The 13,875-nt window shown below is 61.1% G+C and carries 11 protein-coding genes; 6 read left to right on the top strand and 5 right to left on the bottom strand.

Annotated features, from left to right (window positions below; translation table 11 throughout):
* Nucleotides 1-22: 22 nt before the first annotated feature.
* The gene (locus ACRC0P_RS17850) at nucleotides 23-466 is read left to right on the top strand and encodes an excinuclease ATPase subunit (protein ID WP_438632654.1); all 444 of its coding nucleotides are present in this window, start codon (nucleotides 23-25) and stop codon (nucleotides 464-466) included.
* 207 nt (nucleotides 467-673) lie between these two features.
* Here ACRC0P_RS17850 and ACRC0P_RS17845 read toward each other — a convergent pair whose 3' ends face one another.
* Nucleotides 674-1,696: an adenosine deaminase gene (locus ACRC0P_RS17845; RefSeq protein ID WP_438632653.1), complete on the bottom strand. Its 1,023-nt coding sequence runs from the start codon at nucleotides 1,694-1,696 to the stop codon at nucleotides 674-676.
* Nucleotides 1,697-2,401: 705 nt separating this feature from the next.
* Here ACRC0P_RS17845 and ACRC0P_RS17840 point away from each other — a divergent pair.
* Complete coding sequence (locus tag ACRC0P_RS17840) at nucleotides 2,402-2,605, top strand: AtzG-like protein (RefSeq protein WP_438632652.1); 204 nt, start codon at nucleotides 2,402-2,404, stop codon at nucleotides 2,603-2,605.
* On the top strand, nucleotides 2,602-3,996 hold the full coding sequence (locus ACRC0P_RS17835) for an AtzE family amidohydrolase (protein WP_438632651.1): 1,395 nt from the start codon (nucleotides 2,602-2,604) through the stop codon (nucleotides 3,994-3,996). The genes ACRC0P_RS17840 and ACRC0P_RS17835 overlap by 4 nt, the downstream gene beginning before the upstream one ends.
* 80 nt (nucleotides 3,997-4,076) lie before the next feature.
* Here the strand turns inward: ACRC0P_RS17835 and ACRC0P_RS17830 are convergent, their stop codons facing one another.
* Nucleotides 4,077-4,256 carry a hypothetical protein gene (locus ACRC0P_RS17830; RefSeq protein WP_438632650.1) on the bottom strand — a complete coding sequence of 60 codons (180 nt, stop codon included), beginning with the start codon at nucleotides 4,254-4,256 and terminating at the stop codon, nucleotides 4,077-4,079.
* A 164-nt stretch (nucleotides 4,257-4,420) separates the two neighbouring features.
* On the opposite strand from ACRC0P_RS17830, the gene ACRC0P_RS17825 reads away from it, so the two are divergent.
* The 3 genes from ACRC0P_RS17825 (at nucleotide 4,421) to ACRC0P_RS17815 (ending at nucleotide 9,501) form a co-directional block, all read left to right on the top strand.
* Complete coding sequence (locus ACRC0P_RS17825; protein WP_438632649.1) at nucleotides 4,421-6,124, top strand: VRR-NUC domain-containing protein; 1,704 nt, start codon at nucleotides 4,421-4,423, stop codon at nucleotides 6,122-6,124.
* Between the two features lie 110 nt (nucleotides 6,125-6,234).
* Nucleotides 6,235-8,694, top strand: a complete 2,460-nt coding sequence (locus ACRC0P_RS17820) for an ATP-dependent DNA helicase (RefSeq protein WP_438632687.1) — start codon at nucleotides 6,235-6,237, stop codon at nucleotides 8,692-8,694.
* Nucleotides 8,695-8,703: 9 nt separating this feature from the next.
* Complete coding sequence (locus tag ACRC0P_RS17815; RefSeq protein WP_438632648.1) at nucleotides 8,704-9,501, top strand: CLCA_X family protein; 798 nt, start codon at nucleotides 8,704-8,706, stop codon at nucleotides 9,499-9,501.
* 328 nt (nucleotides 9,502-9,829) lie between these two features.
* On the opposite strand, the gene ACRC0P_RS17810 is transcribed toward ACRC0P_RS17815, so the two are convergent.
* The 3 genes from ACRC0P_RS17810 to ACRC0P_RS17800 all read right to left on the bottom strand — a co-directional run bounded on the left by ACRC0P_RS17810 (nucleotide 9,830) and on the right by ACRC0P_RS17800 (nucleotide 13,698).
* Nucleotides 9,830-10,036, bottom strand: coding sequence for a cold-shock protein (locus ACRC0P_RS17810; RefSeq protein WP_438632647.1), 207 nt, complete (start codon nucleotides 10,034-10,036; stop codon nucleotides 9,830-9,832).
* Nucleotides 10,037-10,666: 630 nt separating this feature from the next.
* The gene (locus ACRC0P_RS17805) at nucleotides 10,667-12,289 is read right to left on the bottom strand and encodes a M28 family metallopeptidase (protein ID WP_438632646.1); all 1,623 of its coding nucleotides are present in this window, start codon (nucleotides 12,287-12,289) and stop codon (nucleotides 10,667-10,669) included.
* A gap of 92 nt (nucleotides 12,290-12,381) precedes the next feature.
* Nucleotides 12,382-13,698, bottom strand: coding sequence for an SLC13 family permease (locus tag ACRC0P_RS17800; protein ID WP_438632645.1), 1,317 nt, complete (start codon nucleotides 13,696-13,698; stop codon nucleotides 12,382-12,384).
* Nucleotides 13,699-13,875: the final 177 nt, after the last annotated feature.

The raw sequence follows: 13,875 nt of genomic DNA, 5'->3' as shown, positions 1-13,875 counted from the left end.
GCAAAACCAAGGGGATCAAATAATGAAACACACTCTGGCCGCAGCAACCGCTGCCCTGCTGTTGACTACCCTTAATACCGCACAGGCACGGGATACCCGGCATATGCTGTCCATCCAGGATGCGCTGTCCACTCCCGATGCCAAGGCAAAGCTGGACGGGGATATCCAGCTCCATTTCGGCGCTGCCCCCAAAGGCACTATCTCCCAACGCCATGGGGAATTCACCGCCAATAAAAAAACCAACGCTTTCAACAAATCCGATACCGAGGCCTGTCGCTGGGTGTTCCTGTCCGCGATGATCGCACTGCAGGACCGCGCGCGCCGGGAAGGCGGCAACGCGGTGATCAATATCCGCAGCTACTACAAAAAGAACGAAGTAAACAGCTCCAGTGAATTCGAATGCGGGGCTGGCGCGATGGTGGCCGGGGTCACCTTTAAGGGGGAGGTGGTAACCCTCAAGCAATAGATTCCTGCTCAGGCCGCATTTGCCCACCATGACTCACACCAGGGATGGCGCGAGTCAACGGTGGGCCTGCGGCCCGTTGCGGAGCCGGAGCTCCGCGTTCCCGGTATCGCGGCCGTAGGCCGCTTCTACAGTTGGATTCGTTCAGAAAATCGGAGTACCGATGGAGATACTGCCGTTCGACTGGCTTAATCTGCTACTGTGCTACGTTTACCGCGCCTCCGCGAAATTGCGCAGCTGCTCGAGGTAACTCCGCTCGGCTTCCGCGGGTAGAAAGCTGGCCTCGAAGCCGTTTTGCAGCAGTTGCAAGGCCTGTTTGCGATTTAAATTCAATTCGCGATACAGGGCGATGAAATTATCGTTCAGGTAGCCGCCGAAATAGGCGGGATCGTCGGAGTTGACCGTGACCTTCAGCCCCCGCTGCAACAATTGCAGAATATTGTGGTGTTTCATGTCGGGAAAAACCCGCAGGCGCACATTGGAAAGCGGGCAGACGGTCAGGGGAATCTGCCGCTCGCACAGCTGTTCCACCAGCGATTCGTCCTCCACACAGCGCACGCCGTGGTCGATACGCTCCACGTGCAGATCATCCAGCGCCGCGCGGATATAGGCCGGCGGCCCCTCCTCGCCGGCGTGGGCGGTTAGGTGGTAGCCGCGCTCCCGCGCGCGGCGGTAGAGCTCGGTAAATTTCTGTGGCGGGTTGCCCCTCTCTCCGCTGGCCAGGCCTATGGCGACGAAGTCGTCGCGGTAGGCATCCGCCAACTCCAGCACGTGCAACGAGTCCCCTTCCGGCATATGGCGCAGGAAGCTCAGGATCAGTAGCGCGGACTGGCCCCACTGGCTGCGGGCATCGGCGATTGCGCGCTTGAAGCCGGCCATAAATACCGGAAATTCGATACCGTTGGTTAAATAGGTCTGCGGCTCGATCATTATTTCCGTATGGACGATATTGTTTTCGCGGCAGCGTTGGAGATAGTCCATCATCAGGTGGTAGAAATCCTCCTCGTCGTGCAGCACCGAGGCGCCCAAGTAGTAAAGATCGAGAAAGCTCTGCAGATTCTCGAACTTATAGGCGGTCTCCACTTCCTCAAGCGTCTGGAAGGACAATGGTATGCGTTTTTTTTCCGCCAGAGACAGCAGGCGGGAAGCCTCCAGAGTACCGTCCAGATGGAGGTGCAATTCGGCTTTGGGCGCGGCTTTCAGCCAGTCTTCGAAATTTATCTGTTCATTCATCATCTTTTCCCTTAACGCTTTCGGGTTTGGCGGGCCTGCGGCCCGCTGGCCGAGCTGGAGCTCGGCGGTCCCAGGATATCCGGGACGGCGTCGCCAGTTCGGATTTTGACGCGCCATTCAACTTCAATACCTGCTCCAGGCAGGCGAGGGTCTGCAGCACCGCATCCCTGCGTGCGTTGTAGCCCATAGTGGCAATGCACCAGATATGCCCGTGCAGGGACCTGGCTATCCCGACGGCGAAATCCTCCAGCTGCGCGCGGACCTCTTCCCCGCCCACTTCCTCTGAAATATAGACCCCAGAACATTGTTCAAACGGTGGTGCTGGACGCCTAACAGCCGCAGGCCCATGACCTGCTGGCCGGCGGGCATCAGGTAACGCGCGGTCGGTGCGGATATCCCCCGCCGGACACGACCATGATCAATTCCCACTGCAGCTTGTGCAATGTGGTGCAGACAAGGCTGGCGCCAATCAGGATCGCCGCCACTGACATTGGCGGTGATCCCCCCGCGCAGCCGGTGTACAAACTGCACGCGGACATCCACAATCAGGGCGCAGACTGCGCAGCTGCCCGTCAGTAAGACTTATGCCATCCGGGCCGGAATTCGCTTTTACCTGTGGGGTGATTAGAGGCTGTTTCATAACGACTTCTCGCTGACAGAACAACGCTTAGGAGCGGCCGCTCCTTCGGAGAATTGGGAGCATTCATGCCTGACGAAAACCGGTTTGATCCACAGGTCTACCTGGAGCTGATGCAGACAGTTACGCGCATCCCCATCCGCGAGGAATGGAAAGCCGGCATCGCCCAGCACCTGGCTACAGCAGCAAAAATGGCCGAGATTGCGGACGCGGCAGAAATAGACCCGAACACCATCGACCTCGCCAACGTGTTTCAGGTGAAGTCCCCGTGAGCGGGCTGCTCTTTTCCTCCGCCAGCGCCATAGCCGACGGCGTAAACAACGGCCGCTTCAGCGCCGGCGAAGTGGTGGATTTTTTCCTGACCCATATCGAAGAGCGGAACCCGGCCCTGAATGCCTTTACCCGGGTACTGGCCGATCGGGCCAGGCAGCGGGCCGCACAACTGGACGCGATGGTGACCCGGGGAGACAAGCCCGGTCCGCTCGCCGGAGTGCCCTTTGCGGCCAAAAACCTGTTCGATATCCGCGGCCTCACCACCCTCGCCGGCTCGGTAATCAACGCCGGCAACCCACCCGCCCGCGAAGATGCATTGCTGATTCAGCGCCTGGAGGAAAGAGGCGCGATACTGGTTGGCGCCCTGGGCATGGGCGAGTACGCCTACGACTTTACCGGCGAGAACCGCCACTACGGCAACTGCGCCAACCCCTGGAACACCACGCATATGAGCGGTGGCTCCTCCTCCGGCTCCGGCGCCGCGGTGGGCGGTGGGCTGGTGCCGCTGGCCTTGGGCTCCGACACCAACGGCTCCATCCGCGTGCCCGCGTCTTTCTGCGGCGTCTTCGGCCTCAAGCCCACCTACGGCCGCCTGCCGCGCACCGGCAGTTACCCCTTCTGCGACAGCCTCGACCACGTCGGGCCCCTGGCGCGCAATTGCGCGGACCTGGCCCGCAGCTTCGACGCCATGCAGGGCTACAGTGCGAGTGACCACGCCTGCGCGGAACGGCCGCTCCTGGATACCGTGGCCGAATTGGCAAAGGGCGTGGATGGTCTGCGTATCACCCGCGCCGGAGGCTATTTCTCCCTGGAGGATTTCCCCCAGGCGCAACGCGCGATGGACAAGGTCTGCCGGGCCCTGGACTGCGCCGACGAAATCGAACTGCCCGGCACCCTGGAGGGCCGCTCCGCGGCCTACCTGATCACCAACGTGGAAAGCAGCCGGCTGCACCTGCCGCGGCTGCAAACCCGGCCGCAGGATTTCGACCCGGACACCCGCGACCGCTTTATCGCCGGCGCCCTGCTCCCGGCGGCCTGGTACGCGCGCGCCCAGCAGGTGCGGCACTGGTATGCGGAAAAGGTGCGCGAGGTGTTCGCCAATGTGGATGTGATTGTCGCCGCGGCCACGCCCTGCGTGGCGCCGCGGATGGGGGAGAAAATATTGAATATCCGCGGCGAGGAACAGCCCCTGCGGCCCAACCTGGGCTACTTCACCCAGCCCATCTCCTCCGCCGGCCTGCCCAGCTGCGTCGTCCCCACCCTGGACGAGGACAGCGGCCTGCCCATCGGCGTGCAGATTATCGCCGCGCCCTGGCGGGAGGACTGGTGCCTGCGGGTGGCCAACTACCTGGAGCAACAAGGCTTCACCGCCCCGCGCCCGCACCTGTAGGAGCGGCGGGGCGGCCATCCGCCCATGGCCGCGATCAGCCTGCACTACGAAGCAATGCCGATCGCGGCCATGGGCCGCTCCTACAGAAAATCGAGCTTCAATGTAAATATCCCGGCCACCAGATAAACCACCGGCGGGCAGGATTTCACCTGCCCGTTCAACAACTTGATCGCCGCATAGGCGATAAGCCCCAACCCAATTCCATCGGCGATGGAATAACCCAGGGGCATGGCCAGCTGGCAAGCGCACAAATTGGGCATATCTGACCGCCGGATGGCTGAGCGGTCGCTCCCGGGATTTGTCCATGCCTTAAGCATCCTGTATAACTGTACAGTACTCAGGGAGCTCCTCGAACACGCCTTCACAATAGAAGCACTGATGCAATAAGCCCTGAAAATCAACCGCGATCAATTAGCAGTAGAACATGGCCGCCCCCGTTGAACTGGCACCGGATTATTACCTGACCAACTTCCGCGCCCTGGTGGATTTTGTGATGGCGCGCTATGAGCCACTGCTCTCGGACGGGGAGCGGCAGTTTTACACCGTTTTTCGGGTGTTGGATATCGACAGCCAGCGGCTGTATGTGCGGCTGTTGTCGCGCAAAGGGGTGCCGTCCCCGGCGGGGGCCCTGTTTCGCCTGGGCAAGCTGGTTTACCCGGAAATTGATGACCTGCCCCGGGCCGCGGGCCGGTTAGTAGAGGCCGGCTTGTTGCGGCGCAATCCGGAATTGCCCCTCGGGGAATGCCTGCCGCTGTTCAGCAAGGCGGAGCTGCTGGCCTGCAGCCCCACACCTCTGCCCAAGACACTGAAACGCCAGGCGCTGGAGCTGGCCCTGCTGGAGCAAGGCGCGGACCAGGCGGTGCTGCTGCATGCTTTGCTGGCGGCTGAATCCCTGATGGCGGTGCAGGCAGCGGAGCACTTTGAGACTTTTAAACTCTGCTTTTTTGGCAACCTGCACCAGGACCCGACCGACTATGTGTTGCGGGACCTGGGGCTGTATCGCTACGAGGATTACCCGCTGGATCGACAGCACCTGCCGTTCCAGAGCCGGGCGCAGATCATCCAGCACCTGCGCTATTACGACTGCCTGGAGCAGCTGGAAAGCACTCTGTGCGCCGGGCCGGACACGATTCTGGCGCTGGCCGGGCAGCTGCCCACCCCCGCGGGCGAGAACAAAGGTGAGGGTGATGGCGATGCCGCCCTGCACCGGCGCCTGGACCGCCTGCGCCTGGCGCTGGCCCGGCAGCTGGAACGGCTGGACGAACTGGAGGCGGCCGACCAGCTGTACCGGCGCTGCACACGGCCGCCGGCCCGGGAGCGCCGGGCACGTATCGCCGTCAAGCGCGGCGATATCGATACCGGTCTGGCCCTGTGCCGGGAGATATTGGCGACGCCCCACAGCGAGGCGGAGCGGGTTTTCGCGGAGAGCTTTGGTTACCGCACCGCCAAGCGGGAGGGGCACCTGCCGGGTTGGGAACCACCGGCCCGGTACCGGCCGCCCACCCAGACCGCGATATTGCCGCAGGCGCCGGAGCGGGTGGAGCTGCTGGCCGCCGTCTATCTGCAAGGGGGGTCTCCCTGCCCGCAAAGAGACCAGTGTTTTTACGTGGAAAACAGCCTGTTTAACGGGGTGCTGGGGCTCTTTGTCTGGGACATCGTTTTCGCCCCGGTGCCCGGGGCTTTTTTTAATCCGTTTCAAGTGGCGCCCAGCGACTTTCGCACCCCCGACTTTTATCCGTTGCGCCGGGCCGCGTTCGAACAGCGCTTGGCCGAACTCGACAGCCACAGTCTGGCGCATCGGGTGTGGCGGCACTATCGCGAGAAACAGGGCATCGCCAACCCGCTGGTGGCCTGGGAGGCGCTACCGGAAGCGCTGCTGGAACTGGCGCTGACGCGCATCCCCGCCGACCATTGGCGGCAGCTGTTTCAGCGCCTGCTGAGCGATATCGCCCATCACCGAAACGGCCTGCCGGACCTGATTCTGTTTCCGGCGGCGGGCGGCTATGAGCTGGTGGAAGTAAAGGGACCCGGCGACCGCCTGCAACAAAACCAGCTGCGCTGGCTGGCGTTTTTTGCCGAACACCAAATCCCCCACCGGGTCTTGCATGTGGAGTGGCAGCAGCCTTGAGCGGGGTAACGACAGCCTTGAGCGGAACAACGACAGCCTTGAGCGGAACAACGACAGCCTTGAGCGAGACGACAATACCCTCGAGCGGGATGGCAACAGCCTTGAGCGACATGACAGCCGAGAGCGATGCCCGGCCCCTGCAACTGCCGGTGGGACAACTGGTCGCGTTTGCCTGCCGCCGCGGTGACCTGATCGGCGATACCCCGGGCGGGCCCTCGGCCCAGGAGGGAATCCGCGCTCACCAGAAACTGCAAAAACAGCGACCACCGGGCAGTGAAGCCGAGTACAAACTGCAGGTGCAATGGAAGTGCGAGGGCGAGGCGGTGATCCTCAGCGGCCGGGTGGATATCCTGCACCCACAAACGGACCTGCACCGGCCGGTACAGCTGGATGAGATTAAAACCACCTACTGTCCGCCCCGGCAGTTGCCGGAGTCGGTGCGTCAGTTGCATTGGGCCCAACTTAAAATCTACGGTTTCTGTTACCTGTTGCAGCGGCGGGCTGACGGGGAGAACCCCGCTACCGATGACGGCTGCGTGGCTCTGCAGATGTTGTGGCACAACCTGAAAGAGAAAAAAACCTACCCGGAGTTGCACGAGTTCACTTGGCCCGAGCTGGAAGCCTTCGCCCGCGCAGCGGTGGGTGAGTATCTCCATTGGCAGCGGAGCTGGCAGCAGCATCGCCAGCAAATGCAAGCGTCGGCCCGGGCGCTGGCGTTTCCATTTCCCGATTATCGCCCCGGCCAGCGAGAGTTGGCGGTGGCGGCATACCGCTGCCTGCGCGATGGCGGTGAGTTGGTGGTGGAAGCCCCCACCGGCATCGGCAAAACGGTCAGCACCCTGTTCCCGGCCATCAAGGCGCTGGGAGAGGCCCAGGTGGATCAACTGGTGTACCTGACCGCGAAAAACTCCGGCCGCCAGGTGGTGCGGGAAACGGCAGCGCGGCTGCACGACAAGGGACTAAAGCTTTCACTGCTGGAAATACAGGCGCGGAACAAAAGCTGTGCCTGCCGTCTGGGGTTGTGCAGCCGGGATGCCGATGGCATCTGCCCGCGCACCCGGGGCTTTTTTGATCGCCTGCCCGAGGCGCGGCGGCAACTGCTGGGCGAACCCCTGTTAACCCCGTCGGTGATCGCCGGGGTGGCGGACCGCTTGCAGTTGTGTCCGTTTGAGTTGTCGCTGCAGATGCTGCCCTGGGTCGACCTGGTGGTGTGCGATTTCAACTATGTGTTTGATCCCCTGGTCCGGCTGAGTGCCCTGCAGGATCAACGGCAGCGGCGGGCGCTGCTGGTGGACGAGGCCCACAATCTGAGCGACCGCGCCCGGGCGATGTACAGCGCCACCTTGAGCCGCAGAGACAGCCGCCGCGCCGCGGCGGCCTGTAAAGGCTCACACCCGGGATTGCGCCGGAGTATTCAGTCACTGGTGAGATCCCTGGATAAATGGGTAACGCAACGACGACAGGAGGGCGCAACACCAGAGGCAATTGCGGACCGGAATGTCGAGCTGTGGGTAACTCCCCTGTCCGAAGCTGAATGCCACCCGGCAGCCGTCACCCGCGCCGCCCACAAAGTTGTGACAGAGGTCAGCCAGCTGTGGGAGCTGTCCCAGCCGCCTCCGGAAGCGATCGGCGACTGGTTAACCGCGCTCTACCGCTTCCTGTGTATTGAACAATTGCAGGCGGAGCAGCATCGTTGCCTGACCCGGGTGGAAAACCGGGACACTCCCTGGCAGGAACAGCAGCTGAAATTGCTGTGCCTGAACGCCGCCGATTTCCTGCAGCAGTGTTATCAACAGTTTCACGCTGTGATTGCATTTTCTGCCACGCTTCGGCCTGCCGCCTATATCTATCGCCAGCTGGGCCTGCACACACAGTCGCCCTACCTGGTGTTGCCGTCGCCGTTTCGGCCCCAACAGCTGGGGGTCTATCTCTGCTCCTATGTGGACACCCGCTACCAGGCCAGGCACCGGGCCACCGATGCCCTGGTAGATATGGTGGCCCGGGTGTACCACAGCCGCCCGGGCAATTACCTGGTGTTCTTCCCGTCCTACCGTTTTTTACAGCAGGTGGCCCAGCGTTTTACTGATCGGTTTCCGCAGATTGACCTGCTGCAGCAGGAGCCCGGGGCCGGCGACGGCGAGCGCGCCGCGTTTCTGGAGTCCTTTAGCGAGGGCCGCCGGAGCCTGGGGTTTGCCATTATGGGCGGTGTCTTTGGCGAGGGGGTAGATTATGTGGGCGAACAGCTGGTGGGTACCATCGTAGTGGGTGTGGGCCTGCCGCAAGTCAACGAGGAGCAGGAGTTGCTGCGCCGCGCTTGCGATACGGCCGGAGACCATCCTGGGGGCAGCGGTTTCGATATTGCCTATCGCTACCCGGGCATGACCCGGGTATTGCAGACCGCCGGGCGGGTGATTCGCACTGAGTCGGACCGGGGGGTAGTGATCCTGGCCGATTACCGTTTCGCCGATCCCTTTTACCGGGCTCTGTATCCGGAGCACTGGCAGCTGCAAACCTGCAGTAGTGGTGAAGCGCTGTCGAACGGGCTCAATCGGTTCTGGGGTCTTGAGTGAGGAAAGTTTATGGTGTCATCCCGAAAGTTTTATCGCCGTGGACCCCATCGACTGGATCGGCATCCGGTCACCTTTGCGGACGTCAGAAGAGAATTTGGTTTCAGGTCCATCGGTATCGGCCGCTGGGTCACACAGGCGGAGCGCGATCGTGCCGCCGGCCTATTTTATGAGGCGCTCACCGATTTGATGTGGATACTGCAGGGGCCTCCGCTCCTGATCTCCCTTCGGCAAACGTTGTCATTTCAGTATGGTATTGGCGGGCGCCCCGGGATATCGGCCTTCTATGAGCCTTCGACCAGGAATTTCTCGTTGGCGAAAAATGCCGGCCCCGGGTCTATTGCCCACGAGTGGTTCCATGCCCTCGACCACTATCTTGCCGATAAAGCATTCAGCGATGCTCCCCGCGGAATGTTCGCATCGGAAGCCTGGCTGCGCGACGCCACTCCGGTGCCCCATCCCCTCAATGATTGTCTCTACGCCTGTTTCAGATGCATTATGTTGGACGAGGAAACCGGGAAACCCAGTGATCTGGTACGGATATCCAATCGGTTCGACAAAGAAAACGGCTGTGTGTATTACGGCGATCCCGCAGAGCTATGTGCCCGGGCATTTGAAGCCTTCGTTCAGGATTCCAGTATCAGTAACAATTTTCTCGTATCCGGAACCAAGGCCACTAAAGAAGCACACATGGGCCTCTATCCAACGGGCAATCATCGCCAGCGCATTAATGCCGCCTTCAGAGAGTACTTTACTTGTCTCGGCAGGGCTTTGCAGGCGAATTTGAACCGTTCCGTTCATGAACGTTGAGAAAATTTTTAGAAATTTGTGACCTTCAATAGCAGCCGGAAGCGCCAACAGGTCTTCTTTGGTCAAGCGCCATGTTTTACGCACTTTTTGAAAAATACATACGATCCCATGACAATCAGAAAACTCAGCCCCGATTTTTCATCATGCACATACAAAAACGGCGGAATTTCTTATCCTACTGCGCTAATACAGTTCGATAAGAAATTCCGCCGTTCCTGCACCTGAATTCGTGCAATATCCAGACTGACACGAGCCAAAGCAAGCGCAGCTTGCGGAGGCCCGGCCCGCCAAGCGGGCGTACGTGGCCAGCCTGGTTATCTGCTTTCCCTTACAGCGGGCGAACCTTGTTCGCGCAAGGACCTTTCTGGCCCTGACCCACTTCGAACTCAACGGCCTGACCGTCGTTCAATGTAGCGTAGCCGCCACCCGCTTGAATTTCTGAATGGTGAACAAACAGATCTTTACTACCGTCTTCGGGAGCAATAAAGCCGAAGCCTTTATCTGCATTGAACCACTTTACTGTACCTTTAGTCATATTGCGTCTTTCTCACTGTGGTTATCTTAAAATTCCATTTCCGCTACCACTATTACGGAAACAGCCTGTGAATTCAATATAGCCCGGCCCTAAAACCAATATCTTTTGGCCGTATCTCAATTGGGCACTTAAGCTAAAAACGCTCTGGGGCCATTGAAACGCCAAGCTTACAGCAAAATTCCAATACTTGCCCGCTATTAAAAAATATTTAATAAGCCCCTTATACCCAAATTTCCCCTGAAACACAATATTAATTTTCTTATATTTTCTATTTTCCCGTCATTTGCACTATCGTACGGAGAAAGCCTACTGCCTTTTCGGAATCAGAAGGCAGCAAATGCCCGCAAATTAAGTGACAACTCTGTGCTTTATTATTTTTTCTAAGAACCTGTTTAGAATCTCGCGAAGAACTCTCCAGGTCGGGAGGGGCGCCTCTTTTCGGGACCGTATGAGGCAGGGATGCCGATTACGAGCGTACAGGGACGTATTCACAGCGTGTCCCGGAAAGAGGCACCCCTCCCGACCCCGCGCTGGACGTGCAGCACCATAGATCGCAAACAGGCTCTAAGAGCCTGTTTGGAGGCTCGCGTAAAACTCGCTTGGCCGGCTTGGATCGGAAGCCGGCGAAGGCTATTCGCGACCAAACAATTCCCCAAAAAAGTCCCCCTCATACCAGCGCGGCTTCTCATCGGCGTCCGCCACTTCCCGCGCAATGGCGTAGTTCACCTCCGCAAACTGCTGCGCGGCAATGTAGTCGATCTGTTCGTCCGCCACGTCGGTGGGCTGGTGGTAACGCTCTTGCAGGAAGCGGTTCTGCATGGCGGTGCCGTCGATTTCCGGATTCTGCGCTTCGCGGCCGGTGATCAGGTAGATGGCGGGAACGCCCTGGCGCACGAAGTTGTAGTGGTCGCTGCGCACAAAGATGACCTGCTCCGGCATGGGGTCTGGGCTCAGTTTCAGGCCGGTGCGTTTGGCGGCGCGCTCGGCGGTGGCGCCGAGGGTGGAGTGCTCGGCGCCGAAGGCGATGATGTCGTTGAAGGGATACAGCAGCATGGGCATGTCCAGGTTGATATTGGCCACCATGGATTGCGGCGGTACCGGCGGGTGTTGGGCGAAGTAGTCGGAACCCAGCAGGCCCTTTTCCTCGCCGGTGACCGCCACAAACAATATAGAGCGGCGCGGCGCACGGCCGGATTCCCGGAACAGGCGGGCGGTCTCCAGCATCACCGCGATGCCGGCGGCATTGTCCTGGGCGCCGTTGTTGATGCGCCCCTCGCTGTCCACGCCGATATGGTCCAGGTGAGCGGAAAAGACCACGTATTCGTCTTTCAGTTTGGGATCGCTGCCCGGCAACAGCGCCACCACGTTGGGACTGAAGAGTTTTTTGTGCACCGCGCCGCTGGTGAGGGAGGCGCTGTAGGGCAGCGTGAAGCCGCGTGGCACCAGGCCGTGTTCCATCTCCGTAAAGATGGTGTCCAGGCTGCGCTCGGCGCCGATAAACAGCTGGCGTCCCGCCGGCATATCCAGCATGACGCCGGGGTGCAGGCCGGGGATGGCGTCGCCGGGAACGTCGTCGGCGCGGAGCCAGTCCAAAGTGTCGTCGTGCAGGTGTTCCAATGAACGCTTGAAGGACCAGCGCTGTTCGCGCTGCGGCGTATTCAGGCTGATGATTCCGACGGCGCCGTGGCGCACGGCGGTCTCGCGCTTGGTGCGACGGGACGAATAGTGAGCCCCCACTTCGCTGGGCAGGTTCTGCGGGCGGCCGCTCAGTATCACCGCGATCTTGCCCTGGACGTCCAGGTTCGCGTAGTCGTCCACGCCGTATTCCGGTGCCTCTATGCCGTAGCCGACAAATACCAGGCCGGCGGTGGTGACGGTGTCCTCGCTGACGGTGGGCGGCGCAGCGACAAAGTCCTCGCCGAAATTGAACGTGATATCGCCGTCGCGGCTGTGTATCACCAGGGTGGGCTCACGATGCCCCCAGTTGGCCTGGCGAAAGGGCACCTGCTGCAGGTAGCCCTGGGTGCCGGCGGGCTGCAGCCCCAGGACCTGGAACTGCCGGGCCACGTAGTCCGCCGCCTGGCGGTAGCCGGGGCTGCCGGTCTCGCGCCCGGCCAGTTCGTCCGCGGCCAGATACTCCACATGCCGGCGGATATTCTCGCTGTCGGCGGTGGGCAGCGGCTCGAGAGAGGTAATGGTACAGGCCCCAAGGGCGCACGCCAGCAGGGCGCTGAGCAGAAGCTTTATTCTCATCCGAAAATCTTTTTCTCAAATCATTGAAAGGGGGAGAGTCGGGTTAAGGAGCCCTCTCTCCCCTCTCCCCTCCCCGGAGGGGAGAGGGGCTGTTAGGCCAGCAAGCTTACCATGGCCCACAGCAGCGGGATTGCGGCGAGGTTCAACAACAGGCCGGCGCGCAGCATCTGGCCCTGGCGGATTGCGCCGGTACCGTAGGCGAGGGCGTTGGGCGGTGTGGCCACCGGCAGCATAAAGGCGCAGGTAGCGGCGATACCGACACCGAATACCATCGCGTAGCTGATCGCCGGGTCGAACTGCTGCGCCAGGGCGTAGATTACCGGCACCAGGATGGCGGCACTGCCGGTGTTGGAGGCCAGTTCGGTGAGGAAGATCATCAGCGCGATGCCGGCCATGATCAGCAGCCAGCCGGGGGCATTGCCCATTCCCGCCAGCAGCGTCTGCGCCAGCCACACGGAGGTGCCGGTCTCGCTCAGGATGAGCGACAGGCACAGGCCACCGCCGAACAGCAGCAGTATGCCCCAGTTGATGTGCTCCTGGAGCTTGGGCCAGGTGACCAGCCCGAACAGCGGCGCCAGTGCGGTAATGGTGAGCCCGACGATCGCATCGAAACTCCCGCCCAGCCCCAGCGCGCGGCTGATTGGCGCGGAGAAAACCCAGGCGATCACCGTACATACAAACAGCGCCACTGCGCCGGTGGCACGAGCCGTCCATTGGGCGGTCTCCACTTCGGCGTGCACGATCCGGGCGTTTTCCCTGCCCGGGCGCAGCACTACCCACAGCGCGGCCAGCACCAGGGGGAACATCGCCAGAGTTACCGGCAGGCCCACTTTCAACCAGGCGGTAAAATCCAGCCCCAGGGCGCGTCCGGCGATGGCGTTGGGCGGACTGCCGACGATGGTGGCCAGGCCGCCGACATTGGCGGCATAGGCGGTACCGAGGACGATGTAGGTGCGGGTGCGCGGGAACTTTTCGTCCACCAGCGACAGGGCGATGGGCAGCATCATCGCGGTGGTGGCGGTATTGCTCATCCACATGGACAGGAAGGATACGACAGCCATAAAGCCGATCAATGTCAGCCACAGGTGCCCGCCTCCCAGATGTAGTACACCCGCCGCCAGGCGGCGGTCGATACCGTGGGTGTGCAGCACCGAGGCCAGGGTAAAACCCCCCATAAACAGGAAGATAATGGTACTGGAAAAGGGGGCCAGGGCATCGGCCGCGGACATCAATCCGCTGAAGTAGGCCGCCGCCGGCACCAGCAGCGCGGTGACAGGGAGCGGAACTATCTCGCTCATCCACAGGCCGGCGGCGGAGATCAGGATAAACAGCCCCAGCTTTTCCGGACCTTCACCCACCACCGCGCCGGCGAGAAAATGGGCCAGCAGTATCCAAGCGGCTATAACCACAAGCTTGACAGGCGGGGGGAGATTTATCACCGACGTGCTCCGAGGTTTTTTTGTTTGTCGTTAACTCAAGTTTCGGGATTCAAATCGAGGCGCCGGGTGGGGTAGCCCTTTGCGGGACACGCTGTGAATACATCCCTGTACGCTCGTAATCGACATCCCTGTCTCATACGGTCCCAC

Source organism: Microbulbifer sp., from assembly GCF_051659245.1.
GTDB lineage: Bacteria > Pseudomonadota > Gammaproteobacteria > Pseudomonadales > Cellvibrionaceae > Microbulbifer.
The sequence above is the reverse complement of the archived record's forward strand: the minus strand, read 5'-3'. Positions and strand labels throughout refer to the sequence as shown.

Excerpts from the sequence above, each read along its gene's own strand:
- ACRC0P_RS17825 (WP_438632649.1), top strand. The coding sequence starts at position 4,421 with ATGGCCGCCCCCGTTGAACTGGCACCGGATTATTACCTGACCAACTTC.
- ACRC0P_RS17845 (WP_438632653.1), bottom strand. The coding sequence starts at position 1,696 with ATGAATGAACAGATAAATTTCGAAGACTGGCTGAAAGCCGCGCCCAAA.
- ACRC0P_RS17815 (WP_438632648.1), top strand. The coding sequence starts at position 8,704 with ATGGTGTCATCCCGAAAGTTTTATCGCCGTGGACCCCATCGACTGGAT.
- ACRC0P_RS17805 (WP_438632646.1), bottom strand. The coding sequence starts at position 12,289 with ATGAGAATAAAGCTTCTGCTCAGCGCCCTGCTGGCGTGCGCCCTTGGG.
- ACRC0P_RS17830 (WP_438632650.1), bottom strand. The coding sequence starts at position 4,256 with ATGCCCAATTTGTGCGCTTGCCAGCTGGCCATGCCCCTGGGTTATTCC.
- ACRC0P_RS17820 (WP_438632687.1), top strand. The coding sequence starts at position 6,235 with ATGACAGCCGAGAGCGATGCCCGGCCCCTGCAACTGCCGGTGGGACAA.
- ACRC0P_RS17840 (WP_438632652.1), top strand. The coding sequence starts at position 2,402 with ATGCCTGACGAAAACCGGTTTGATCCACAGGTCTACCTGGAGCTGATG.
- ACRC0P_RS17810 (WP_438632647.1), bottom strand. The coding sequence starts at position 10,036 with ATGACTAAAGGTACAGTAAAGTGGTTCAATGCAGATAAAGGCTTCGGC.
- ACRC0P_RS17850 (WP_438632654.1), top strand. The coding sequence starts at position 23 with ATGAAACACACTCTGGCCGCAGCAACCGCTGCCCTGCTGTTGACTACC.